Below are 25,124 nucleotides of genomic sequence, written 5' to 3' on the forward strand. Positions count from 1 at the left end.
ATCATTATTAACGCTGGGCGCTTTCCAAAACCTGTCTAATAACGTGACAAGTTTTCGAGATTTCATCAGAAGTTAATGTTGGATGAACTAAAAACATTAGGCTAGTTTGCCCTAACTCGACTGCATTAGTGAGTCGTTTACTTGGTCGCCATGGCGTGTCATCAAACGCTTTTTCTAAATAAACCTCTGAACAACTCCCTTGAAAGGCTGGTACACCTTGTGCATTTATCTCGTCAACAATACGATCGCGAGTCCACCCCGGTGCTAAATGTTCAGGTTCAACAAACAAATAATGCTTATATTCTGCATGCTCAATATAATCCGGAACCATAACACGGCGAACAACAGACAAGTTTGAAACAGCATTATCAATTGCTGCACCATTGGCTTGCCTTTTTGATGTCCATTCATTCATTCGGGTAAGTTGGATTCGACCAATAACCGCTTGCATCTCCGTCATACGCCAATTAGTACCGAAACTTTCATGCAACCATCTAAATCCAGGTGGGTGCTCTCGGTTATAAATGGCATCAAAGCTTTTACCGTGATCCTTGTAAGACCACATTTTAGACCATAACTCTTTGTCATTAGTTGTGACCATGCCACCCTCGCCACCGGTGGTCATAATTTTGTCCTGGCAGAAAGACCAAGCTCCGATATGTCCAATGCTGCCAACACTTCGGCCTTTATATTTAGCACCATGTGCCTGAGCACAATCTTCTATTACTTTAAAGTTGTGTTTGTCAGCTAATGCCATAATCGCATCCATTTCTGCTGGCATGCCAGCTAGATGTACGACAATGACCGCTTTAGTGTTTGGGGTTAACACTGCTTCAATAGATTCTGCCGTAATATTTTGACTATTTAAGTCAACATCCGCAAAGATAGGATTAGCACCAGAAGTAACAATAGAAGAAGCTGTTGCCAAAAAGGTTCTGGATGTTGTTATCACATCATCACCCGAGCCGATATCGAGTGCTTTTAAAGCTATATCTAATGCAAGGGTCCCATTTCCAAGTGCTACCGCGTATTTACATCCAACCCAAGCAGCAAACTCTTTTTCGAATTCACGACCTTCAGTACCCGTCCAATAGTTAACCTTATTGGATAGTACAACACGGCTAACAGCATTTGCCTCTTCTTCGGTAAAAGAAGGCCAAGGAGAAAACTTCGTATTAAGCATATTATTAATTTCCGCTCTGACGTAATTATTGTTATTGGAAATATAAAATAAATTCACATAGGGACAATTTTCTTTAGGTGAAAATAATTAAAGCATACGCAACAAAGATATCTTAAATTTCCAAATATATAAATATTAGATTCTTGTTCAAGAGATAATATCAGTCTGTAAATAATATTGGATTACTCGAACAAAGATCAGAGTATAAGTTATTTTATTAATGGACGTGCGGGGCAACCAATGACTGTTTCATTATCTACTATATCTTTGACAACAGTAGCACCAGCACCGATTATAACGTTGTTTCCGATTTTAATAACTTGTTTAATCTGAGCACCAATCCCAACCCAACTGTTTGAGCCAACTTGTACTCCTCCGGCCAAATTAACTCCAGGGCTAATATGGACACCATCACCAAGCTCGCAGTCATGGTCAACACTCGCACTAGTGTTTATTATGCAGCCTTTCCCTATCTTGGAAAATACTCCCAATACGGCACCAGCCATGATCATGGTCCCCTTACCTAAGAGAGCATATTGGCTAACCACAGCTTTTGGGTGAACTAAGGAAGCAAGCTTAGCTCCAAGAGATTCAAACTCGTTGATTTTATCTATACGAATATTGTTGTCCCCAATAGCCACAACTACAGCATCAAAATCACTACACGTATTTTTTAGAGAGTTGGTATCTCCAATAACAGACCAATGCTCGACTGATTCAATCATCGGCCATCGGTCATCAAAGAACACAATGTCTTTATAACCATTTAGCTCAGCTAGTTCAGCAATAACCTTACCTTGCCCACTAGCTCCCAAAATTGCACATCTAGTCACTATCATTTCCTCGAAAAGGTTCAATAGTGACATGATCTTCTGATGAAATACCTTCTTTAATAAATACTTTTTTTACTGTAAGTATTAGTATTTTAATATCTAGCCAAAAAGTTCGGTTCTCAACATACCAAACGTCAAGTTTGAATTTTTCACTCCACGAAATAGCATTGCGACCATTAATTTGTGCCCAACCAGTAACGCCTGGGCGAGCATCATGTCGTTTAGACTGTTCTTTACTATAAAGTGGTAAATACTCCATCAATAAAGGACGAGGGCCAACCAAGCTCATCTCCCCCTTTAACACATTCAAGAGTTCAGGAAGTTCATCAAGGCTAGAACTACGTAATTTGTCACCAAATGGCGTCATACGTTCTGAATCTGGTAGTGGATTACCACTTTTATCAACAGCATCCTTCATGGTTCGAAACTTAACCATTTTAAATAGCTTTCCATTTAAACCAGGGCGCTGTTGGCGGAATAAAATCGGAGACCCCAACGTTTTGGCTACTTTGTATGCGACAATGAAAATGATAGGTGTCAATACTACCAATGCAACTAACGCAACAATAATATCAAATGTTCTTTTTAACAAGCTAACCTCATTCTTTTCGTATAATTCGGGGTTTAGATAAAACAGTTGTCGCCTTGTCTGGAATATCAGAAACCACGACACAATTAGCTCCAACTTTAGCGTCATTACCAATTTTGCAGTTTTTCAAAATTTTTGAACCTGCACCTAAAATAACATTATCTCCAATAACAACACCTCCATGGACAACCGTAACTTGATGATAAATCGTACACATTTTACCAATTACCGAGTCGTGCCCGATTATTATTCCATATGGTCCGTGCGGAAGTATTGGGGGAGACTGAAACTTTGCACCACAATTTAAATTAGTACCGAAAGAACAGTTAAATTTAAAATCAACTCTTTTAATGTAAAATAGCTAGTACAATTTCAATAAAAGAGGAGTATTGTTATTTATATTTATTACCTTATCTCTTCTATTCCAATATTTATGGTGATTATATCCAGAAATAAAAGATAATAATATTTTACCAAATTTATTATCCACTGAAAGTTTCACTAGCGTCATCCTTACTATGAAATTGCGTCTTTATATATAATTGACATTTCACGAAGAGAATTATTCAATAAAAAGAACTCACCTCTTCGTAGTGCAGATTTAGATAATCTAGCTCGCAAATCAGGATTATCTCTTAGGGAAATAAACGACTTCAGAAAATCCTTCTCATTATTTCCCTCATATAAAAAGCCACAATTATAATTAGATAAAATCTCTTTGTGCCCTCTATCCTCAGAAGCGACTATGGGGTTTCCGCAAAGCATAGCTTCAATTAAATTTATACCAAGTCCTTCCTGTTTACTGACTGAGAAACCTATATCTGCCATTTTATACAGTTTATCAATATCCGTTCGAAATCCTAATGTGTGTATAACATCACAAAGTTGCTTAGCCTCTATCTCTTCTTTTACACTTTGATATAAAACCCCTGAACCTGCTAATATAATTTTCACGCCTGAAAAACTATCTAAGTTTCTATATACGGTATCTATAATAAATTTGTGGTTTTTTCTTTCTATAAACTCTGCGGCATAAATCATTATAAAGTCTGAGTCTAGAAAGCCAAGTTTACTCCTAATGTTAGATTTCTCAGAGTCAGAAACTTTAAAAAAAACTTCATTCTTCACACCAATACCAGGAATTTTAAAATATTTGCAACTATTGCTTCCCCTCTTTCTGATTAAACTATAATCTTCCTCGTTGATACATACTATATAATCTGAACAATATGACATTAGAACTTCTAATGGAAAATATAATAACCAGTTGAGCAGTGGTCCACCTTTAAAAAAATGAAAGCCATGAGCAGTATACATCATTTTGTGTAATGATTTAGAATTAGAAAATAACCCAGATAAACGTGTAATAATACTGGCTACTGGTGTATGGGTGCTAATAAGGTCAAAACACTCATTATCCAATATTTTTTTAAGTTTTAGAAAAGAATTAAAATTATCACGAACGTTTAAAGGACTACGAGAGAAGGGCACTACCCAGACTTTATCTGAAAATGGTATATCCATATATTCATTACATGCAACATGTACTTCGTAGCCTTGTTTCTTGAACCATTCAAGATAAGGTAGGTGAAAAGCCATTATGTGCTTTGGAACAGACGCTGTAAATAATACTTTTTTCATAAATAACACACTTATCAAACGCTAAACTTGTTCAATTTTTCTATTATTATAGAGAAATCATGATATTGTGGCCTAGAAATATTAAAATTATTCCTAGACTTGAGCAAGATATGAAGTAATCCACACAATGAGAGTATATTTACTGTAAGTGATTTTAAAAGTGATTTTGCTAAATATAATTTTTTATATAACTCGCTATCTATGTAACACGACAGCACTTCTCTCTCAAGCATATAAGCTTTTAATAGTTTATTTTTCGTGACATTGTATTCCTCTCTATAAAAATAAAGAGGTTCAGAAATAGAGATAACACTTAGATCATATTTAGATGACGCTCTTATCCACAGTTCTACATCCTGACCAAGACTAATTGACTCATTATATTTATTACGTAAATACCAGTCTTTTTTAGCCAAAACAGAAGCATGAAGTATACCTTTCTTCTTCAAAATTAAATCATCTTTCGTGATAGTGTTGAAATCCATACCTCTGTAGCCAAATATCGTATTGTTGGATTTTATTGAATACATACCAGTTGATGTTAGATCAATATGAGGATTGTCTATCATTAATTTCAATTGTTTTTCCAAACGGAAAGGACTCATTAAATCATCCGCATCCATTCTTGCTATATAATTGTATCGGGCTAAGTCCGTTACTTCATTTAATCTAGAAGCAAGTTTTTTATTCTTTCCATCAGATAAAACAGTAACCCTAGAATCGTTAATTGATTTTGCTATATCCAATGAGGAATCAGTTGACCCATCATCAATCAAAAATAGTTCCCATTTACTATGCGTTTGAAACATAACGCTTTTGATCGCATCAAGTAAAAAACGTTCGGCATTGAAAAAAGGAATTGCAATTGTAACTCCTATTTCATCTGTTTTAGATTGCATAATTACTCACTAAAAATCTGTATTAAAAAAAATTTAAATTTGTTGTGTATGGATAAAGGTTTGAGAAAGCTTTCGTTGTCAAATAAAAATAAATCATCATAAAGGATATAGCTAAGAAAATAACAACATTTAAGAGAACCCCCTCTTTAAAAGACATAATTGAAATTGGTAAAGCAAAAATCATAAATTGTGTGAAATAAACACTGGCTCTTAAGATACCGGATGGATTCAAACTTAGAATAACAGACATTAAGCCTATTGAGCAAGCTATGAACATAGCGACAATAGACATATCAAATAACTTATCTTGAATACTGTTTATACGCTTTGCTATAAACAACCAAATCAAAACCAAAAAATTAAATGCTACAGATACACTTCCATTAGATTCATAATTAGAATTAGAATAACTGGAATATCTACCATCAAATTCAGATATATTACTTACAATCGAGTCTAGTGAAAATGCTGCGATCAAAAAAAACAATGATATTATAACCAAGTTTGAAATCGATAGTTTTCTACCAAAAATATAGTACATAGGAACACATAATAAAATTGATTTGTGAAATAGAAAACCTAATAAAATAATAGCGAGAAATTTTATCGGTTGCTTATTTAAAACAAATGGAATTGATAGTAAAAATAACGATACCGCGACCGCTTGTCGGGCAGCATTGAAATGAAATGTATAGAACCCTAACAACAAAAAACAGATTAAAGAAAGTACTGGAAAAATTGATATTTTATCAATCACGAAAAATGTACAAATCAAAACAAATGATGCGACAAATAGAAGCATAAAAACATGATTGTTAAAGTTTATTTTAATCACAAACTCAACGAACCGAAATCCTGGCTCAGAAAATAGGCTAATATTATCAAAGAAAACTTGCCAATTATCAGACCTTTGAAAAATTCTATAATAAATACCTGTGTCCGTACCAACGTAAATAGATCTTAAAGTAGATAAGAGTATTACCGATGCTATAGATAGTAAAATAAAATATTTGTTCCCAACAATATATTCGTTACTATTGACTTTTAAATGACCAAGATAAAAACAAAAAACACAAAATACAAAAGTAAAATAATAAGGAAACATTCACAGGTTACTCTTATATACATTAAGTAAAGAATAATAAGAATTATCGATTGAAAAAATACTATTAGCCACTAATTCTTCTGCATCTGTATGATTAATTTTATAATGAAAAGCTTTAAAAATATTATCAACCCAATAACAAAGATCGTCATCTAGACTAATCGCTGTAATCCTTTCAGAAAAATGATAGCTTAAATCTGCAGTTATTGTGTTTGAACATACTGTATGCAAACCAGATGATATAGCTTCAACAATAACCAATGGTAATCCTTCGTATAACGAAGGAAGAAAATTTACGTCAAATACATATTTCATTATTTCTCGAACATTATCACAGTTTCCAGCAACAATCACATTAGAGCCAATTCCTAAATTTTCAACTTCTTCTTCAATTGACTCACGCAAGGGACCGTCACCAGCTAAAAATAAATAAACATTCTTATCTCGCTTCAGGACTTGGCACATTACCTTCAATATAAAGCTATGATTCTTTACCCTATTCAATCCCATACTTCCAACATGACCAATAACAAATGAATTTTTAGGAATGCCAAAAGATTCTTTATTAATTTGTTGAAAGTTATCATTAAGCACGGAGCTTGCGGGTACTCCGCAATAAAGAACTTTAGATTTCCCTGATGTGAACCATTTTTCGCCTAATAAAAAAGCACCAGCCTCAACACTACATGATAGTAAATTTGTAGAGTACTGAAGTAATCTTTTTCTATCAATAGTTCTGAAACGAATACCCCTAACTTGGCTCAATAAGCTACCGTTGAATTTGTTAATCCCAGTAGTATGGCAATGAGCAACCCTAATTTTTACACCAGCCCTAAATGCAATTTTCATTATATCACCCATAAATTCTGAACCATGAGCATGAACTACATCGTATTTAACTGTTGATAATAGCGCAGATAATGCCCTATTGTGTCCTACTGAAGTAAAAGAGAGTAATTGGGCTACTTTTCCAAACGAATTTTGACCTCCAGAACCGTATATTTTTGAACCTAAATTTAAAATCTCCTCTTCATAAAAACCGTTTCTCTCCTTTACAAAAAAATCAATTTCCAATTCTTTATTTTTTAGTCTTAACAAGTTAAGTAACCAAGTTTCAATACCACCAACATTCAAACTCCCAACGCAAAAAAGAACTTTCTTTGTGTTTTCATGCATAACATTATCTCAATAATTACAATTAACTTAAACTAGTGATAGTTTTGAACCTATGTCCTTCTCATATATTTCAGGGACAAAGCTTGATGAACCACCTTCAGGATAAAAAGTTATCTCGCCAAAATAAACCTTATTTTTCACCAAATACAGGTCAATCCTAGAAAACTTAAAGTTGCCTGCAAGCGTCTTAGCCACCGAAGTCATTTCATCTAATTTACTTGGTAAAGAAACTCCATTTTCCGAATTTCTATAAGCGAGGGTAAATGGCAACAAATTCCAATCAAGATCATAGAAATCACGTCGATGATCACTGAAACGAGATATATCTACCTGAACAAATTTTGGTTCCCCATTAAAACAAAAAAATTTATAATCATTAGGAAGTCGATTCTGATCATCAAATAATACTTTTTCCGCTATTATCTTTCGAGTTATATTCTTATAAGCCCATTCGCATCCATAATAATAAGCATTGATATCCATATGATGATTTAGAACTTTCGTCGTTTGTGATTGACTAAAAATTTCCCCTGGAATATTAAAACAATTACCTCCAGATGAATGATTTACTTTAAGAACATAAGGAGTTTCAAGTTTATTAAAATCTATTTCAGACACATTATCATATACACCTATAATTGGAATTAGGTAGTCTTCACCGATCATTTCTTTCACATACTCTCTGACTAAATATTTATCGGCGCAAACTGTCATTAAATCGTTTCTTTCAAAAGCTTTTAACCATGCTATTTTCTCCGAAAACCCACGTGGGTTATTTAAGTTTAATTTACGAGAATGCGTCTGATTATAATAGTCAGTTATGAATTTTATCTCACCGAATTTGTTTATTTTAAACTTCATTAAAGCAATATATAGTTTATGATACAACAGCTCTATCTTTGGATAAATCCTATCTCTTATAAACTTATTATTTTTAAAAGTTGACACCAATTTCATACTACATCCTAATTTATATTATAATTTCCAATGATATTGATTCTAATAATTTTAAACATCACCTCTAAAGATATTTTTCAAAGTAGAATGGTTAAATGATTTTACTGTAGAAATTTTTGCATTGATTAACTGATCAATTTCACTAATTATATATTTTATTGATTCAGGACAGACTAATTTAATGTAACCTAAATCAGATAACCAATTTAAATATGTTTGTTTTATTTTGTGATTATTATTTTCCAAAACTATACATGGCGTTCCTGTTATAACCGAGAATATCATGCCATGTAATCGGTCCGTAACTACCAATTTTGAGCCTGAAAATTCATTCCATATTTTCTCAAGTTCAATCTTCCTTTCTTTTACATTAAGTGTCGCTTCACCTATATGAGTGTCTGAAAAAGTTACGTCTTTGAATTTAACTTTTAACTCTCGTAATAAAGACTGACGATACTCTTTGGTTAATGCACTTTCGTCATCATCACGAATACAAGTTAAAACTCCATTTCGTGCGAATGTACTATCACGTTTGTCAAGAGACAATACGATATCAGGACAGAGTTTTACTTCGACATCAAGATGACTCTTCATAAAATCAAATGATATTCTTTCTCGCGCAAACATGACCAGATTATTGTGCGCTTCGTATATTTTTTTTGAACGATTAAAACTTTTATTACCCGACGTAGAACCTGAAAAATCGATTGTCTGGGGAAAACTAACTATTTTATTTTTAGGAAAGGCCTTGACCCATTTTAACCTACAATCCTCAATACTCTGATAATTATCAGTTAGATTACCTCCACCAACAATCGTAATAATATCATTTTTATTTATTATATTTTTTACTTTTCTAATATTGGTCAAATTTCTGCTTATAGGTACATCAATGACTTCATAATTTTTCAGATTATCGTTAAGGAACTTAGATTGTGCGAATGTAATAGCAACATCGCCTAAATTTCCATAATCAGCAGCTAATACAACAAACACTTTGTTTTTGGCTGTTAAATCACCCGTCATGTTGTGGATATCTATATAGCTTTTCAGATAACGTTTAGCTTCTAACGGTATGTATTTTTTAAAATTCATTTCTAGCCTTATCTTTTATTAACGACTCTATATGCTTTACAAAATAATCAAAATCTTCGAAATCAATTTTCCGAGTAAAAAAGGCATTACTATTAGTTGCGATAGTCAGATTCTTTTTCGATATTTTTTCCATACCTTCTTTTTTCCACCGAATATAATGAGATCCCTCTAGGTATCGTTCACCATTACTAATTATTATTTCCCTAGAATATATCGAATTCATTAGTATAGTATGAAAATATTTTTCATCGGGTGCATGCATATAAAAAAATTGTTTTTTATCCTTAAATGACAAACAATAATTGAGCATTTCTTTATTTAACACCCACCACTGACTGCCTTTATAGTATTTGTCAAAATTAAAACTACTCTTTACTCTGAATGAATTGAGTATTTTTTTAAATAATAGGGCAAATCGCAATTTTGTTTTACTTCGTTCGTTTTGCAATTCACCTATATTAAGTAACCTATGTTCGTAGTTCGTATAGTGGAAAAATTCTCTATAAATTCGTTTTGAATTGATCTTTTCGGTAATATCATTATTTTTATATAAATAAGCCGAGTCAGGTCGATTATATTCGCATGAAGACCAAAGTGACATTAAAGCTCTATGATGTTTTAGGCTATTCTTAAGTTCAAACTTACTTTTTAGAGGTAAATCATGACCACTTATTAAAAAATAATAGTCATATGTTCCAGTTGAATTAGCAAGTGCCATCAACTTCAATGTCGCATCTACAATAGAAAATGTTCCCCATCTCGTACGGAGTCTTTCGCTGTCAGAAATACAATAGCAATCTGATGATTTGAAATTTTCATCTTCATAGTCAACTTTATTATCCACATGAAGAAAAAAACTATCTCCATCACTTACGCAATAGTCTTTTAATACTTTCAAATATTCAAAGTTATTATGCGCTAAACATAGAAATGCTATTTTCATTTTCATCTCGTTTTATCAGTTAATTGGTGGATTTCATATTATAAAAATAAATAGAAGCTTTTTTGAAGTGGTTATCTTTTGAAATAGTTCTCCAAAGAGAAAGAATAATACAAAATATAATAATACACACAATGAAATAACATGACGTAACCATAAATAAACTAGAAGGAGAGATATAACGAAACGTAGTTTTTGTTAGCATAAAAGAAACTATAATTATAACTAGTGATAATAATGCAGTAATATAAAAATAATCAGTCCTAAACCCAAATCGCCTCATATATAGAGGGAGGTATACAAGATTTTTTATCAAAAGAATAACTGATGAAGATATAATTATGTAATAAATATTCAATCCAATAGTATATTCAATTCCTAACAAAGCAATAAGATTAATAAGGCCAAATATTACTGTCGCTATAGAATTTACACTCAAAGACTTTTTAGCTATTAAAAAAGACCAAAATGGTGTACTAATAACAGATAGTGGTAGATATACGGTAGCAAACGTCGAAATATGTATAAGTTCCGAATCATATGTTTTTAACCACATGTCAAAGAAATACTCTGCACTTCCAATAAACACACCTACAATTACAGAGGTAATAACGCCCAACATCAAACTTGCTAAATTAGTAACCCATCTCGTTTCTGATTTTTTATCTTGTGCGACTAATTTAAAAATAGTAGGTTCAAATATACTAGAGATCAGTGTTCCTATTAAACGTATCTGTGTAACTATTACCAATAGAATATTATAGATTCCAAGAAAATAGTAACCGACAAAGATCGCCGTAAAATAAATGGGTATTTGAAGTAATAGTATTGACCCTACTTGATTAACAAACATCCAACCGCTGAGATTAATATTATTTTTTAAACTAATAAGCTTGACATCATTTTTTTTAAAAACTAAAAATTTAAAATTCCTTCTGAAATTAAAATAATTAAAACATAGTAGTACTGTCGCTGCTATAACAATCGAAAAAGAATATATTTTAGTTGGACTTTCTGCATTAACTACGCAATACATCACCAATATAAATAATATGGCTTTTCCGACGAAATTATTAACGCTTTGAATATCGAGCCTATTCTTTATTATATAAACCGATGAATAGAGACCAGAATATACTGATATTACGAAAGAAGCATATACTGCTAACAGTAAATAATGTGATTCATTATAATATTTGTCAGGTATAGACAAAAAAGAAATTATATTTGAGGTATTTAAGTAAAATATAGGAGTGAAGAGTAAGAATAAAATCGAAACAGCAAGCATATTAGTGCTATATTCAATATTTGGCTTACCTTGCTTATCACTTTCTATAGAAAACAAGAGGTTCCTGGAAAAAGTAGATGTAAATGAAATTGTTATTAAAGAAATATAGTATAAAGAACTATTAAATACTCCAATGACACCATATAACTCTAGCCCCAACGTGTCAACTAAAGCTGGGACCATTAGTAGTGATATGATAGATATACCTAAATATGAGAGTATTTTAAAAATTATATTTCTTTTATGCATTATTACTCATTACTGTTGTTTTGATAATTACTAATGTAAATATGATTGACTAACATTAGTTGAAGCCAATTACACAGAATTTAGGACAGTCTCTAACTTACTGAAAATCAATATCTCTTCAAAGGTCAACTACATATTAGTTTTTTATACCACGGCATCACTGATTCAATACCTTGATCAATCTTATATTGGGGTGAGTAGCCTAACTTCGACTTTGCTTTAGAAATATCAGCTTGAGAGTGTCTTACATCACCAACTCTAAAATCCCTATAGATTGGTTTTTCTGAATGTAGGAAACCTAACCCATTTAACGCACTTTGTATTGAAAAATATAACTTATTTAGCGTTGTTCTATCACCTAATGCAACGTTATACACTTGATCTTTCGCTTCAGAATCCGCTGTTGCTGCCAAAATATTCATCTGTACAGTGTTTGCAATAAAGCAAAAATCTCGACTGGTCTCACCATCTCCATTGATGAACACTTTCTCATTTCTAAGCATTGATGCTGCCCATTTTGGGATAACTGCTGCATAAGCACCGTTTGGATCCTGTCTTGGTCCAAATACATTAAAGTAGCGAAGACCAATCGTCTTAAAACCATAAGTACGTGCGTAAACGCCTGCATACAACTCGTTCACATATTTAGTTACTGCATAAGGTGATAGTGGATTACCAATATTTTCTTCTACTTTTGGTAACTCTGGGTGGTCACCATAGGTAGAACTACTTGCGGCATAAGTAAAACTTTTTACTTGCGCTTCCTTGGATGCATCTAACATATTAAGAAAACCCGTGATATTGGCTGCATTACTGGTAATAGGATCTACTATTGAACGAGGGACTGAACCCAATGCAGCTTGATGCAACACATAGTCAACTCCAGTCACGGCCTGCTGACAGATTTTTGTGTCGCGAATATCACCTTCAATAAAAGTAAAATGGCTCCATTGCTTATCACTTACTAATATTTTAACTTCATCTAAGTTTCGCTGATGACCAGTTGCGAAGTTATCTAACCCCACCACAACTTGATTCAGTTTCAAAAGCGTTTCAAGTAAATTAGAACCGATGAACCCGGCAACTCCGGTCACTAGCCACGTCTTAGGTGACTCTATCAGAGTTCGTTGAATTTGCTCATATTTGTTCATATTGGTATCGCTATGTCAGAGGTTTAAAAAACATTGAGGTCGTGTTTTGAATGAACAACTATAGTATAAACACGATCATCATTACTAAGTATGATATTAATAATAAGAGGTAACGGATATGATTATTTAGGTGTTCTGCCTAGACACCCAAACTTATTTACATTATAAACGCATATCCACGCTTTCTTTATCAAATACATATTTTAAATCGTAAAGAACATGATTAGATTTACCTAGAGCATGAATTTTTTCGACCCCCATTGATTTGAACTCATCATGAGGAACCGCCATGATAATGCCATCATAATGATTCAATTTTTCTCTATCACATAAGCTTAAGCCATACTCGTGTTTAGATTCTTCACTTGAACACCATGGATCAACAATATCCACATTAATATTGTACTCTTTTAGTTCTGAAACAATATCAACGACTTTCGTATTACGTAGATCCGGGCAATTTTCTTTAAAAGTAAGCCCCATAACTAATACATTCGCACCTTCAACCTGAATACATTTTTTCAGCATTTTCTTAACTAATTCTGAAACGACATATTTCCCCATTCCATCATTTAATCGACGTCCTGCGAGAATCATTTCTGGATGGTAACCAACAGTTTGTGCTTTATGAGTAAGATAATACGGATCCACACCAATACAGTGGCCACCAACTAAACCCGGACGGAATGGTAAGAAGTTCCATTTAGTACCCGCAGCTTCTAATACCTCCAACGTATCAATATTCAATTTATTGAAGATGATCGACAGTTCATTAATAAGCGCAATATTAACGTCACGTTGAGTGTTCTCTATTACCTTTGCTGCTTCCGCTACTTTAATACTTGAAGCCTTGTGAGTACCAGCAGTAATAATAGTCTTGTACAACTGGTCAACAAACTCTGCAATTTCATCATTTGAGCCACTGGTAACTTTAAGAATATTAGTCACTCTGTGTTCTTTATCACCTGGATTAATTCGCTCTGGTGAATAACCTGCGAAAAAGTCTTTATTAAAAGTAAGCCCAGACACAGATTCAACCACTGGGATACAAGTTTCTTCTGTAGCTCCTGGATATACTGTCGATTCGTAAATAATGATATCCCCCTTACTCACAATCGAGCCCAAAGCTTCAGATGCTTTAATCAATGGTGTAAGATCTGGTTGTTTATGATCATCAATTGGTGTTGGTACGGTAACAATGTATACATTAGCTTCTTTTAGATCATTAAGGTCTGCAGTGTAAGTAAGAAGCTCCGCTTCTTTTAGTTCATCTTCTGAACACTCTAGTGTAGAATCTGTACCGCTTTTTAATTCGCTCACACGAGCTTGGCTGATATCATAACCCAGTGTTGACATTTTCTTACCAAACTCTACCGAGAGAGGTAAACCTACATAACCTAAACCAATTATTGCTACTTTCGTATTTTCAAGCATTAACGTCATAACTATACCTAATATTTTAATTCTTAATTCTTAATTCTTAATTCTTAATTCTTAATTCTATTCAACCAATTTTTGCTTAGCTGAGACACTTCTACTTTCATTTCTGGACAACTCATCTTAAATTGCCCGCTGTAACCTCGATTTACCACATATTCCCAAAGTACCCCAAGATATCCATCTTGTTATCTAATTAAGTTCTTATAGACCCATAACGACTTGGTCAACTCAGTTACATTTCGTTTTCTTGAGAGATTACTTCCACTAATATTTCGGATGATTACTGTACTGCTTCTCGGATGACAATTTATATAGAATCGAGTAACTACCTATACCGACGGAAACATACTATTACTATTGTAAAAACTTCAATACCTAATACTATACATCGCTCTTATATGCATAATTGTAATACCCATACGTGTAGTAACTTGAAGCTGTTTTCTCTACAGCATTCAAAATAACACCTTTAGTTTCTACGCCGGCTTGTTCTAGGCGGTCCGATGCTACTTCAAGCTCTTTAGTCGAAGTCACTCCAAATCGCGACACCATCAAGGTAGTACCACTTTGGCGACCAACAATTGCGGCATCGGTTACCGCAAGTACTGGCGGCGTATCGATAAGAACGATATCGTAGTTTTCACTTGCCCACTCTACCAATTCAGTAAATCTACTGTGCATTAGAAGTTCTGATGGATTTGGTGGTGTTTTACCTTTTGTAATAAGGTCAAGGTTATCAGCGATACCATGGTGGATCACATCTTCAACTTTATGCGTATTTGCTAGGCAGTCTGAAAGACCACGGGTATGTTCCAAAGCAACGCTATATCCAATATGACCTTTTCGTAAGTCAGCATCGATAATAAGTACCTTTTGACCACTGCTAGCGATAACAGCAGCAAAGTTACTGGCAACGAATGACTTACCAATGCCTGGTGAAGGACCAGTGATCATGATTACGTTATTTTTTGCTTCCATCATTGCAAAGTGCAAACTAGTGCGTAGTGAGCGCAGAGCTTCAATTGATAGATCTGCTGGATTTACTAGTGATAACAAAGCTTGTTCGGCACTGCGTTTTTTACCTGATTTTCTTAGTTTGTGGTAAGACTTGTCAATTTTATCTTGTTGTTCTGATTTTGGAATGGTGGCATAAACCGACATACCAATTTCTTCAATTTGATCTGGGCTTTCTACGCCGCGGTGAAATGCGGCGCGAAGTAATACAAACGCTACGCTTAACATGCCGCCAATAAGAGTGGCTAATACTGCAATTAGTGGTTTCTTCGGTTTAACAGCTAAGCCATTTGAAGCGGCTTTATCAAGAATGCGAACGTTGCCTACAGTACTTGCTTTAACAATGGCAAGTTCTTGAGATTTGTTAAGCAACTGGACATAAATCTCTTGGTTTACTTGTACATCGCGAGTTAAACGCAGTACTTCACGTTGAGTTTTTGGAAGCTTTTTGATTTTTGCTTCAAGTTGATGTTTTTGTTTAAGTAATGTTTGACGTTTTTCTAGTACAGCAACATAAGCCGGATGTTGTTTGGTAAAGCGCTGCGCTAATTCACTTTCTTTAAACGTCAATTCGTTAAGTTGTGATTCTAGCTCTACCATAACTTTTAGCGTAGATTGCGCTTCTAAGCCTAAATCGACAGATTCATTATCTTGACGATATTTGTTTAGTGCATCTTCATTGATGGTTAATTGTTGTTTAATTTCTGGCAGTTTGGTTTTTAAGAACTTGAGGCTATTTTCAGCTTCGGCTGCGTTTCTGTCTACGTTTTGTAGGAAGTAGTTAGTCGCAACATCGTTTAGTAGGTCAATATTTTGTTGAGAGTCTGGCCCTTCAAAACCAAAGGATAAAATACCGGATTGTTTACCGCGTTCAGATACTGACAAGTTAGACGCTAGCCAATTTATCGCAGTGAGTTTAGAGCGTTGTGATAAGTTGAAAACCTGACCTTGTTTACCAGAAAGGTATGAAACAAAGATAGAGAATGCGGCTTGATCGCTAGTTGCTGAGACTTGAGAAGATTTCGCTAACTCCCCTACTTTCCCTTTTAGAATCAGTTTTTCATTGCCGTCGACTAATGAGAACTCACCCGTTTGTACATCATCAAGGGTAAGTTGATAACCCTCTGTTTCTGCATATTCAGGGATGTTAAATCGCTCTACTTTTATGTGGGCTTCTTTGCCTAAGCGCATGGCTAAGCCTTTACCAATGATTGGCAAATAGTCAGGTGTCGCAACAGTGGTTAAGTTGAATTTATCCACTGTTTTACTCAAAACCATGCGAGATTTAATAATCTCAATTTCAGTGGCCGCGTTTGACTCTTGAGCAAACATGTCGCTCAACCCTTCGCTCAGTGCGGGCATACCACTGTTTTTTTGTTCTACTTGAATTAGTGCGTCTGCTTTATAAATTGGGGTCGCCAATAGCGCATAGGTCACGCCTAATGCAGCAAAGATGAAAGTAGTAACAATGATGATCCACTTACCATCAAGCAACAGACCAAGCAATTTACCAAGATCGATTACGTCAGGTTGAGGAGTTTGTTGGGAACGATTTGCACGAGTGTTTTGGGTCATGAGAAATAGGTTCTAGCTCAGGTAAGTAGATTAATAAATTTAGGTTTGAGTGGAGTGCCTTATAGGCGTTTTATCCACTCTTTTGCTGACTTATCAATTAAGCCATACACGTGTTCGAATGCTTCTAAACTTTGTTTGTAAGGGTCAGGGATTTCTTTATTTATCCAATGTCCATACAGCATGGTTTTTCCGCGAGCGGCTGGGGCTAACTTGGTAATGGCGTCAATGTGACCTTTTTCCATTACTAGAATAAGGTCGTTGTCTGCAATCATTTTAGTCGTTATTTGGCGCGCAACATGGTTAGTCAGGTCTAAATTGTTGTTTGCTGATACTGTGACAGAGTTTTCATCAGCCGGTTTATCGACTAATGCGCCCAGTCCAGCCGAGGTAACGTTTTTTGCTGGCAATGCCTGCTTTAAAATCTCTTCACCAATGGGACTACGACAAATATTGCCGATGCACACTACCAATATGTTGTTGAACATGAATTTAATCCTGTTGCGCTACGTTATTACCAGTTATGAATTCTAACGGCTAGCTCAGTTAAGTCATTTAAACCGCTGATGGTAGGCAATATTTGGCTAACCACGCGGTTGTATTGCACGATTGGCGCCGCCGTTACATACACCACATCATATGGCTCAAGCTCAAATTCTGTACCTGTAACCAATGCCGTTGCATCACTAATATCCAGTTGGTATACGTTTGCGACGATATGTTCAGGTCTTGGTTGTTTTCCTTGCTCAGCAAGCTGTTGATTTTTTGCTTCAAGGTCACGCTTTTCTTCATCAGTTAACGATTGATCACGAACTTGCGCAAGATACGCTTCATGCGCTTTATCACGCTGACCGCTACGTACTACAAACACGCCTGTTGCATTTGCCGCCAGTTCATTAATACCACCCACTTCACTGAGTGCTTCAGTCAGTGTCATGCCTGAACGATCAATCTTAAGCAGTTTAGGATCTTTTACTTCGCCAAGTACGAATACTTTCTGCGCATCGTTACGAGGCACATGAATAATATCGCCTTTTTTTAGCAAACGGTTTTGGGTTAAATCGCCGTTTTGCATTAGGTCATGCAAAGACAGTGTTTCTGATTTACCTTGACGGGTTAAGGTCACGTTGCGCCAATCTGCCTCGCCGGTTAAACCACCCGCTTGATTGATTGCATCTAAGAAAGTTAGAGGGATATTGGTAATTGGCTGATAACCAGGAGAGCCAACTTCGCCTGTTACATACGCTTTTTGCGAACGAAATGCTGCGATATTCACTTCAATTTGCGGGCTTTCAATATATTTGGCAATGCGCTTAGTGATGTCTTTGCGCACTTGAGAGGTAGATTTACCTGCTACTTCTACAAAACCAATATAAGGATAGAAGATAGTGCCATCGGCGCGAACCCAGTGCCCTGCTTCTTGCGCACTACGGTATGAACCTGAAGGGATGGTTAATTCTGGGTGATCCCAAACTGTGATATTTAGAATATCACCACGGCCAATAATGTACTCATAATTAGCCGCTTCTGCATCTAACACAGGGTTACTAAGAGAATGAGTTTCCACAGCAGCAAATGATGCGTAACGGTTAACAAAAGAGGGAGATAAAGGGTATACGTTAACGACGTTGACTGGAGTTTGTGCCAGCTCTTGCTCAGACATTTTTGATTCGTCTTGCGTAGTGTTAATTACTTGCTTATTGTCTAAATCGACAGTTGAGCCCGGCATAGTACAGCCTGAGATGGCTAGCAATGTTGCCAAAGGCAAGACTGTTTTAAAGATTGGTTTCATAATTAATGGCTTACAGGCAGATAAGTCTATTTCGGGTTACGATATAGTACAGGAAAAATGACAGTTTGGGTACGCTACCGCCCAGAGGATTATTCGAAATTCCACGATTCGGTAGTGTTATTAAATTGTTGTATCTTTAATTTGTTAGCTCTTGATTTTTACAGTTCGACAGGTGACTGAGTCACGCCAATTTGTAATACAAGTTAAATACATACAATAAGATTTATATCTTGAGTATGTATTACGCCACAAAAACTAACTTAAAGTATTGATCTGAGGTAACAACTATTTTGTATGCTTTTCAAATGACTTTTTACCCATGAAATATATCAATAATAAAACTGAAATTTACTACTAATACAATAACTTAAGTGACATAGGTATCATTAAATTAGCTTTATTAGGCTCAGCTCCACCACTGCATAATTATGCAACAAGTGATATTTGGTTCACGCCCCACACTTTATAGAAAATGTGTTTCATAAAGATGACACAGCTATAAATTGTAATACTTTATATGGGTCAGTGTACTCCCAAAGTACTAGTTTTTTCAACATAACCTACAAAGTTTAAAAAATTAATACATCGAATTAAATCACAGATCACAAAACGAAATGTAATCTTCTGTCTACATGAGTATGCGCCCATATCAACTTGCTTTTTTCAACTCGATTTTTAATCCCAAAACCCACTTTTATATTTCAAAATGTAACCTACTGGTGTGCCATGCCTACCTTGGCATAACGGTTAGCCAATATCGCACAATAGAAAATTTGAATAGGGTGATACAGCATGATCGGCAGTAAAATCATGCCTAAATTAGGATTATGCGCAAAAATCACTTTTGCCATTGGGATACCTGCCGCTAAGGTCTTTTTCGAGCCACAAAAAACGGCGGCCACTTCGTCTTGATGGACAAAGCCAACTTTTCTTGCGCCCCATTGAATGGCGTGCACCATGACCACCAGCACTAAGAAACAAATCACGATTGAAGCGATGAGCAATGGCAGTGAGAAGTCACTCCATATACCGTGCTCAATAGAATCACAGAATGCGCTGTAAACAATAGTAAGGATGACGTACTTATCTAGCTTGTTGACCACGCTTTTGTGCTTTTGTGTCCACTCTAACAGCCAAGGGCGCAGCAGTTGGCCTAGCACCATAGGCAATAGCAACATCTTAGAAATAGAGATGACGGAATCTAATAGGTTGAGGTCGGCCCCTTCCATTCCCATAAACGCTTGAATAAGCAGTGGCGTGATAAATACACCTAAGATACTGGATAACGAAGCGTTAAAGATAGCACCAGGGAGATTACCTTTGCCAATTGAGGTCATGGCAACTGAGGAAGAAATTGTGCTCGGTAGTACAAACAGATAACAGAAACCAAAAGCGAGCGCTGCGGGCATGTAGGCTAACATTCCCTTGCCGAACACTAGCCATAACAATGGATAGGCAACAAAGGTGGCGCACTGCACATAGATATGAAGTTTCCAGTTAGTTACACCATCGGAAATGGCTTTTGGCGATAAGCCTAAGCCATGCAAAAAGAATACTAACGCGATGCCTAGAACAGTGATGGTATCAAGGTGCAGCACTCCGCCGCTTTTACCCCAATCAGGAGTCAATATGGCTAGTACTATCGCTAGCACCATGCCAATTAGAAACCACTCTTTCTTAAGCTTGCTTTGAAAATCCATCTTGCACTTCTCAAATTGTCCATTTTATGAAAACGCACACGATGTTAACTAGTTTCGTTTTTTTTAGCTACAAAAAAAGTGAAAATTATTGATTACATTAAACGCCGACTCGATGTTCATATTCCACCACAACTTGGTTACCATCGACATACACATTGCGAATGTCGCCATCAACGGACATTCTTGAACATAAGGTAATGACACTGTTTTCCACCGTCACATTCGCTCTCAATGACGGAATCGCGTAACTCGCATCCACCTTTAAATATTCGCAAAAGCGCGTCACAAACGGATAGGTCAGCGTAGCTCTGCCACGCAACAATTGCCCAAACTCGGCCTGCGAGACGCCTAGTTTTCTTGAGATATCCATTTGTGTTAAGCGCATTTTGGCTTTTTGTGACATCCAAGTGTCATAGAGGGCAGTTCGGTCTTGTTCGGTAAATTCCATTGTGCTGTTCAGAGTCTATTTCAGTTGCCAATAGTGTCGCTTATGCACAAAGTTGATTGTCAAATCAGCGTTAGCGGAATGTAAGAGGAAGACAAGATGTGATAGGAACCGGCTCTGGAATGAATATCCCAGAACCTTGCTTGAAGATTTAGGCTTTAGCTGTTTTCTGTTGATAGGCAGCCATGACTTGTTCGGCGTTATCTTGATAATCGGTCAAACCTTTTGCTCTAAGATCACAGGCAGGACAATCACCACAACCTGAGCCAACAATGCCGTTGTAACAGGTTAAGGTATGATCGCGCACCATCTCAAGGGCATTGTAGCTATCAGCCATTGCCCATGTTTCGGCTTTATTGAGCCACATAAGCGGAGTGTTGACCTGTAACGGGTAATCCATGCCTTGCGCCAACGCTGAGTTCATGGTTTTAACAAATTCATCGCGGCAATCTGGGTAGCCAGAAAAGTCGGTTTCGCAAACGCCAGTAATCAAGGTTTTCGCGCCTACTTGGTAAGCGTAAATCCCCGCAAGGGTCAAAAATAGAATATTGCGCCCAGGCACAAATGAGTTTGGCAGGCCATTTTCAGCCAAATCATGGGATACAGGAATGTCATCACGAGTTAAAGAGCTGACCGCTAATTCATTAAGAAGCGTAACATCCATGACTTTGTGCGCGGTTACGCCCAATTGTTTTGCCAAGCTTGTAGCTACTTCAATTTCTTGACGGTGGCGCTGCCCGTAGTCATAAGTGATGGCGTGTACTTCATCATATTGAGTTAAGGCTTGCACAAGGCATGTGGTTGAGTCTTGGCCTCCACTGAAAATAACGACGGCTTTATTCATGGTTTAGTCTTCCTGCTGATATTGAGTCGATCGCGCACAATCTAACAAATTTGTGTGATAAAACAAATTTATACTTCAAGTTCCCAAAGTCAATCCGACTAATGATAAACTCACTTAAAATAATAAACATTAGGTAAATAAACCATGGAAAAAACGACCCGCACCATGAACAAGCAAAAGCACGTTGCGCTTGTTGCTCACGACCATTACAAGCAAGAGTTATTGCAGTGGACGATTGAAAACAAAGAAAAACTGGCCAAGCACTCTCTGTACGCCACTGGTACTACTGGCCATTTGCTAAGCCGCGAAACTGGCCTAGAAATTAAAAGTTTGATGAGCGGCCCTATGGGTGGCGACCAGCAATTAGGCTCTTTAATTGCGGAAGGAAAAATTGATGTGATGATCTTTTTCTGGGATCCACTGAATGCCGCGCCACACGACCCAGATGTAAAAGCCCTACTGCGTATTGCCAGCGTATGGAATATCCCAGTAGCGACTAACCGCGCGACCGCTCGCTTCTTGTTTGATTCGCCTTTGATTGACGAAGAAGTCGAGATCAAAATTCCTGATTATCAAAGCTATTTAGAAAAACGCATGTAATCCACTATTTTTCAAAGCGTTATAAACTCAAAAACCTCGGAAATAACTCCATTACAGAAGCTATTTTCGAGGTTCTTTTTTGTAGGCTAGCTAATTTCAGATAATAAATGCCAATTACTCAACAAAGATATTGGCATCAATCTCTGTATCTTCTTCATAAGGCTCAGGCTGTGATTTCTTGCGCTTCCTGTCATTGCTGGTGCCAGCACGGTTTTCTGCAATGTCGACGGTTAAATATTCGGAAAATGAGCCGATCACAAAACTTTTAAATGCATACAACGAAGACAAATGCCCGCGATAGCCCAAGTAACTTGCGCCAAGCACTATCGCCAGTAGTAATATCACTTTGAAGTTCATCTTTGCCGCCTTGCTACCTTGTTGTTGGTTTCCCTGTATACAGTGTAGTCATTAGCGGCAATCATTTTAAAAAATGGTTACTTTTTCTTCACCGCATAATTGCCTTCTAGCAATTCGGTGGCAAAGACGGATGGTTGTAAGTCGTAGCTGACGATCACTTCTTGTTTAGCGCGAGTTAATGCCACATAAAAGAGGCGTCTTTCTTCGGCGAACGGGAAGCTATCGCTATTGGATTTCAGCGCCACATCCAAATGCGGAGCACGCTCTTTTTGCGGGAAGTTATTTTCATTCACCCCCATCAATAGCACGATATCGGCTTCTTTGCCTTTACTGGCATGGCAAGTCATGAAGGTCAGTTGCAAATTGTCGTAGTGGCTCTGCCATTGTTCAAATAACGCAGGTTTATCTTTATGAGTACGCCCTAGTACTAATACTGACAATGGTTTATGAGTGTTGTTGATGCGTTGCAAAGTTTTCTCAAGCTTAGCTTCGGCAATCACCGATACCGCTTTTTGTTTTTGCTGTTTGTGCGCGGTTAACGTTTTTGTCAACTGTTGCGGGTTTTGCACGATAAACTCACCCGCCACATCGGCGATTTGTGAGTTAAAGCGATACGTGGTATCCAAATAGTGTGTCGTTGCATGTGGGAAACGCTCATTAAAGCAGGTAGTTAGATCAACATCAGAGCCAGCAAATTGATAAATCGACTGCCAATCATCTCCAACGGCAAACAAAGAGCGACGCCCCTCTTCACAAGGCTGATTCACAATAGCTTCGACCAACGCTAAGCGTGCCGGAGAAATATCTTGGTATTCATCAACCATCAAATAACGCCACGGCGCTTTGAAACGCTTTTTGCTCACATAGCTAGTGGCTTTTTCAATCATAGAGTGGAAATCAAGCTCACCTTGGTCTTTTAGGTATTGCTTCCACGCTTGATAACACGGCCACACTAATTGTAATTCACTGTTAAGGCGCGAATATTCTGGGTGTTCCACCAGCTGTTGTTGGATGGTTTTCTTGGTCACGCTCATAGCGCACAGCTGATCCACTTGTTGATCAAGCCAAGAGATTAATTTTGGGTTTTCAAACTGGCTGTTTAGCTCAACATCGCCTTTTAAGAAGGCAATAGGCCACAAAGATAAGTGTTTTTTCCAGCGATTGAAGTTAGTGCTATTGGTCCAGTGCTCTTTAAGCCACATCGCGCACCACTGCTGTTTTTGATTGGCTTCATACGCCAAAGAGGTCACTTTAGCTGGTTGGCCTTCAACTTGCTCAATGATCTGCAAGGCCATTTTATGGAAGGTGCTGACGTTAACCTTTTGCGAGGTCACGCCAATTTTATCAGATAAACGCTCGGCAATTTCAGTAGCCGCATCTTTACCAAAGGCCAGTAAGGCAATTTCTTCGGCTTGAGCTTGATGGCTTTGCAGTAAGTACGCCACTCTTGCCATTAATACGCTCGTTTTACCAGTACCTGCACCGGCTAACACCAAGTTATGGTCATTATTTAACAGCACAGAAATCTGTTGCGATTCGTTCAGTGGCGAGCTTTCAATTTGATTAAACAGCACTTGCCAGTTTTTCACTTCATTAACTAGCCAATGCTGATTGCGCTCTTTTACTGCGTCGCCATCGGGTGCTAGCCATGCATTGATTTCTTGCATGCCGTCAGCCATACGCTGGGTTGCGTCAGTGAGACTAATATCCATTTCAACTAAATCGTTACGCACCATCTCTTGCCATGCTAACCATTGCGAGTTGGCTAAATAAGCAGGCTGTTTTAATAGCAGTTGCAGTTTTTGATGCCACTTAGGCAGATAGAGATTAAGTTGACGGCATTGTAGGCGGTGCCATTTCTCGTAGTATTGCACTGCGGTGCGACCAAATGCTTTGGCTTTGCCCCAAGGCAGTCCTTGGATTTGCCAAGCACTTTGCCAAGTTTCACCATCGGCATCTTCTTGTTGATGACCAAAGAAGGTAATGCTACCCCATACCACGCCACGTTCGATTGCGGTTTTACCGCTCCATTCAGAAAAAGGGATAGATGTTTGATTCTCTGAAGAGGTCAGAATTAACTGATCTTTTTCGAGCTTAATATCAAAATATTCATCTTGTAGAAAAAACTGAGCTGATGGGGTCGCTTGCAACTGCATGTGAACTTTCTTGTCCTTGAGAATGGGTTGAACCGTTCCAGTTTACTATGTTTCTGCGATACTTATCCAGAGAGATACTGGATTGCAAACTAGGTTCT

The 25,124-nt window shown here is 36.8% G+C and carries 23 protein-coding genes; 1 reads left to right on the forward strand and 22 read right to left on the reverse strand.

Features of this window, described 5'->3' with window-relative positions; all coding sequences use genetic code 11:
- Window positions 1–7: 7 nt before the first annotated feature.
- From VHA01S_RS10865 to queC, 20 genes are all read right to left on the reverse strand, one after another.
- Window positions 8–1,183 carry a DegT/DnrJ/EryC1/StrS family aminotransferase gene (locus tag VHA01S_RS10865; protein WP_039970711.1) on the reverse strand — a complete coding sequence of 392 codons (1,176 nt, stop codon included), beginning with the start codon at window positions 1,181–1,183 and terminating at the stop codon, window positions 8–10.
- Between the two features lie 209 nt (window positions 1,184–1,392).
- A complete protein-coding gene (locus VHA01S_RS10870) occupies window positions 1,393–2,016 on the reverse strand; it encodes an acetyltransferase (protein WP_023404424.1) in 624 nt (207 codons plus the stop codon).
- Entirely contained in the window at window positions 2,009–2,608 is a 600-nt protein-coding gene (locus VHA01S_RS10875; protein ID WP_023404425.1) for a sugar transferase, read from the reverse strand. Before VHA01S_RS10875 ends, VHA01S_RS10870 begins: the two co-directional genes overlap by 8 nt.
- 7 nt (window positions 2,609–2,615) lie before the next feature.
- The gene (locus VHA01S_RS18805) at window positions 2,616–2,957 is read right to left on the reverse strand and encodes a serine O-acetyltransferase (RefSeq protein ID WP_369689490.1); all 342 of its coding nucleotides are present in this window, start codon (window positions 2,955–2,957) and stop codon (window positions 2,616–2,618) included.
- Between the two features lie 164 nt (window positions 2,958–3,121).
- Window positions 3,122–4,246 carry a glycosyltransferase gene (locus VHA01S_RS10885; protein ID WP_023404427.1) on the reverse strand — a complete coding sequence of 375 codons (1,125 nt, stop codon included), beginning with the start codon at window positions 4,244–4,246 and terminating at the stop codon, window positions 3,122–3,124.
- A gap of 14 nt (window positions 4,247–4,260) precedes the next feature.
- Window positions 4,261–5,145, reverse strand: a complete 885-nt coding sequence (locus tag VHA01S_RS10890) for a glycosyltransferase family 2 protein (RefSeq protein WP_023404428.1) — start codon at window positions 5,143–5,145, stop codon at window positions 4,261–4,263.
- 22 nt (window positions 5,146–5,167) lie between these two features.
- Window positions 5,168–6,250, reverse strand: coding sequence for an EpsG family protein (locus VHA01S_RS10895; RefSeq protein WP_023404429.1), 1,083 nt, complete (start codon window positions 6,248–6,250; stop codon window positions 5,168–5,170).
- The gene (locus VHA01S_RS10900) at window positions 6,251–7,426 is read right to left on the reverse strand and encodes a glycosyltransferase (RefSeq protein WP_023404430.1); all 1,176 of its coding nucleotides are present in this window, start codon (window positions 7,424–7,426) and stop codon (window positions 6,251–6,253) included. It lies immediately after the preceding gene.
- 27 nt (window positions 7,427–7,453) lie between these two features.
- Entirely contained in the window at window positions 7,454–8,383 is a 930-nt protein-coding gene (locus VHA01S_RS10905; protein WP_023404431.1) for an ATP-grasp fold amidoligase family protein, read from the reverse strand.
- Between the two features lie 51 nt (window positions 8,384–8,434).
- Window positions 8,435–9,478, reverse strand: coding sequence for a polysaccharide pyruvyl transferase family protein (locus VHA01S_RS10910; protein WP_023404432.1), 1,044 nt, complete (start codon window positions 9,476–9,478; stop codon window positions 8,435–8,437).
- Entirely contained in the window at window positions 9,468–10,421 is a 954-nt protein-coding gene (locus tag VHA01S_RS10915) for a beta-1,6-N-acetylglucosaminyltransferase (protein WP_023404433.1), read from the reverse strand. The genes VHA01S_RS10910 and VHA01S_RS10915 overlap by 11 nt, the downstream gene beginning before the upstream one ends.
- Window positions 10,422–10,440: 19 nt before the next feature.
- On the reverse strand, window positions 10,441–11,955 hold the full coding sequence (locus tag VHA01S_RS10920; protein ID WP_023404434.1) for a lipopolysaccharide biosynthesis protein: 1,515 nt from the start codon (window positions 11,953–11,955) through the stop codon (window positions 10,441–10,443).
- Window positions 11,956–12,080: 125 nt separating this feature from the next.
- Window positions 12,081–13,106, reverse strand: a complete 1,026-nt coding sequence (locus tag VHA01S_RS10925) for an NAD-dependent epimerase/dehydratase family protein (RefSeq protein ID WP_023404435.1) — start codon at window positions 13,104–13,106, stop codon at window positions 12,081–12,083.
- A gap of 162 nt (window positions 13,107–13,268) precedes the next feature.
- Window positions 13,269–14,549 (reverse strand): Vi polysaccharide biosynthesis UDP-N-acetylglucosamine C-6 dehydrogenase TviB, encoded by a 1,281-nt coding sequence (tviB, locus tag VHA01S_RS10930; protein WP_023404436.1) that lies wholly within the window; start codon window positions 14,547–14,549, stop codon window positions 13,269–13,271.
- Window positions 14,550–14,927: 378 nt separating this feature from the next.
- Window positions 14,928–17,135, reverse strand: coding sequence for a polysaccharide biosynthesis tyrosine autokinase (locus VHA01S_RS10935; RefSeq protein WP_023404437.1), 2,208 nt, complete (start codon window positions 17,133–17,135; stop codon window positions 14,928–14,930).
- 59 nt (window positions 17,136–17,194) lie between these two features.
- Window positions 17,195–17,620 (reverse strand): arsenate reductase/protein-tyrosine-phosphatase family protein, encoded by a 426-nt coding sequence (locus tag VHA01S_RS10940; RefSeq protein ID WP_023404438.1) that lies wholly within the window; start codon window positions 17,618–17,620, stop codon window positions 17,195–17,197.
- Window positions 17,621–17,646: 26 nt separating this feature from the next.
- Window positions 17,647–18,924 carry a polysaccharide export protein gene (locus tag VHA01S_RS10945; RefSeq protein WP_039970715.1) on the reverse strand — a complete coding sequence of 426 codons (1,278 nt, stop codon included), beginning with the start codon at window positions 18,922–18,924 and terminating at the stop codon, window positions 17,647–17,649.
- A 713-nt stretch (window positions 18,925–19,637) separates the two neighbouring features.
- Window positions 19,638–20,624, reverse strand: a complete 987-nt coding sequence (locus VHA01S_RS10950) for a bile acid:sodium symporter family protein (RefSeq protein ID WP_023404440.1) — start codon at window positions 20,622–20,624, stop codon at window positions 19,638–19,640.
- A 97-nt stretch (window positions 20,625–20,721) separates the two neighbouring features.
- Complete coding sequence (locus tag VHA01S_RS10955) at window positions 20,722–21,072, reverse strand: helix-turn-helix domain-containing protein (RefSeq protein WP_023404441.1); 351 nt, start codon at window positions 21,070–21,072, stop codon at window positions 20,722–20,724.
- Between the two features lie 148 nt (window positions 21,073–21,220).
- The gene (queC, locus tag VHA01S_RS10960; RefSeq protein WP_023404442.1) at window positions 21,221–21,913 is read right to left on the reverse strand and encodes a 7-cyano-7-deazaguanine synthase QueC; all 693 of its coding nucleotides are present in this window, start codon (window positions 21,911–21,913) and stop codon (window positions 21,221–21,223) included.
- Window positions 21,914–22,057: 144 nt separating this feature from the next.
- Between queC and VHA01S_RS10965 the strand changes: the two genes are divergently transcribed.
- The gene (locus VHA01S_RS10965) at window positions 22,058–22,513 is read left to right on the forward strand and encodes a methylglyoxal synthase (RefSeq protein ID WP_023404443.1); all 456 of its coding nucleotides are present in this window, start codon (window positions 22,058–22,060) and stop codon (window positions 22,511–22,513) included.
- A gap of 114 nt (window positions 22,514–22,627) precedes the next feature.
- On the opposite strand, the gene VHA01S_RS10970 is transcribed toward VHA01S_RS10965, so the two are convergent.
- Both VHA01S_RS10970 and helD read right to left on the reverse strand, forming a co-directional pair.
- On the reverse strand, window positions 22,628–22,870 hold the full coding sequence (locus VHA01S_RS10970; protein WP_023404444.1) for a hypothetical protein: 243 nt from the start codon (window positions 22,868–22,870) through the stop codon (window positions 22,628–22,630).
- 77 nt (window positions 22,871–22,947) lie between these two features.
- Window positions 22,948–25,026: a DNA helicase IV gene (gene helD, locus VHA01S_RS10975; protein WP_023404445.1), complete on the reverse strand. Its 2,079-nt coding sequence runs from the start codon at window positions 25,024–25,026 to the stop codon at window positions 22,948–22,950.
- Between the last annotated feature and the right edge of the window lie 98 nt (window positions 25,027–25,124).

This window comes from Vibrio halioticoli NBRC 102217 (genome assembly GCF_000496695.1).
Lineage (GTDB): Bacteria > Pseudomonadota > Gammaproteobacteria > Enterobacterales > Vibrionaceae > Vibrio > Vibrio halioticoli.

Excerpts from the sequence above, each read along its gene's own strand:
- VHA01S_RS10865 (WP_039970711.1), bottom strand. The coding sequence starts at position 1,183 with ATGCTTAATACGAAGTTTTCTCCTTGGCCTTCTTTTACCGAAGAAGAG.
- VHA01S_RS10885 (WP_023404427.1), bottom strand. The coding sequence starts at position 4,246 with ATGAAAAAAGTATTATTTACAGCGTCTGTTCCAAAGCACATAATGGCT.
- VHA01S_RS10890 (WP_023404428.1), bottom strand. The coding sequence starts at position 5,145 with ATGCAATCTAAAACAGATGAAATAGGAGTTACAATTGCAATTCCTTTT.
- VHA01S_RS10895 (WP_023404429.1), bottom strand. The coding sequence starts at position 6,250 with ATGTTTCCTTATTATTTTACTTTTGTATTTTGTGTTTTTTGTTTTTAT.
- VHA01S_RS10900 (WP_023404430.1), bottom strand. The coding sequence starts at position 7,426 with ATGCATGAAAACACAAAGAAAGTTCTTTTTTGCGTTGGGAGTTTGAAT.
- VHA01S_RS10905 (WP_023404431.1), bottom strand. The coding sequence starts at position 8,383 with ATGAAATTGGTGTCAACTTTTAAAAATAATAAGTTTATAAGAGATAGG.
- VHA01S_RS10910 (WP_023404432.1), bottom strand. The coding sequence starts at position 9,478 with ATGAATTTTAAAAAATACATACCGTTAGAAGCTAAACGTTATCTGAAA.
- VHA01S_RS10915 (WP_023404433.1), bottom strand. The coding sequence starts at position 10,421 with ATGAAAATAGCATTTCTATGTTTAGCGCATAATAACTTTGAATATTTG.
- VHA01S_RS10920 (WP_023404434.1), bottom strand. The coding sequence starts at position 11,955 with ATGCATAAAAGAAATATAATTTTTAAAATACTCTCATATTTAGGTATA.
- VHA01S_RS10925 (WP_023404435.1), bottom strand. The coding sequence starts at position 13,106 with ATGAACAAATATGAGCAAATTCAACGAACTCTGATAGAGTCACCTAAG.
- tviB (WP_023404436.1), bottom strand. The coding sequence starts at position 14,549 with ATGACGTTAATGCTTGAAAATACGAAAGTAGCAATAATTGGTTTAGGT.
- VHA01S_RS10935 (WP_023404437.1), bottom strand. The coding sequence starts at position 17,135 with ATGACCCAAAACACTCGTGCAAATCGTTCCCAACAAACTCCTCAACCT.
- VHA01S_RS10940 (WP_023404438.1), bottom strand. The coding sequence starts at position 17,620 with ATGTTCAACAACATATTGGTAGTGTGCATCGGCAATATTTGTCGTAGT.
- VHA01S_RS10945 (WP_039970715.1), bottom strand. The coding sequence starts at position 18,924 with ATGAAACCAATCTTTAAAACAGTCTTGCCTTTGGCAACATTGCTAGCC.
- VHA01S_RS10950 (WP_023404440.1), bottom strand. The coding sequence starts at position 20,624 with ATGGATTTTCAAAGCAAGCTTAAGAAAGAGTGGTTTCTAATTGGCATG.
- VHA01S_RS10955 (WP_023404441.1), bottom strand. The coding sequence starts at position 21,072 with ATGGAATTTACCGAACAAGACCGAACTGCCCTCTATGACACTTGGATG.
- queC (WP_023404442.1), bottom strand. The coding sequence starts at position 21,913 with ATGAATAAAGCCGTCGTTATTTTCAGTGGAGGCCAAGACTCAACCACA.
- VHA01S_RS10965 (WP_023404443.1), top strand. The coding sequence starts at position 22,058 with ATGGAAAAAACGACCCGCACCATGAACAAGCAAAAGCACGTTGCGCTT.
- VHA01S_RS10970 (WP_023404444.1), bottom strand. The coding sequence starts at position 22,870 with ATGAACTTCAAAGTGATATTACTACTGGCGATAGTGCTTGGCGCAAGT.
- helD (WP_023404445.1), bottom strand. The coding sequence starts at position 25,026 with ATGCAGTTGCAAGCGACCCCATCAGCTCAGTTTTTTCTACAAGATGAA.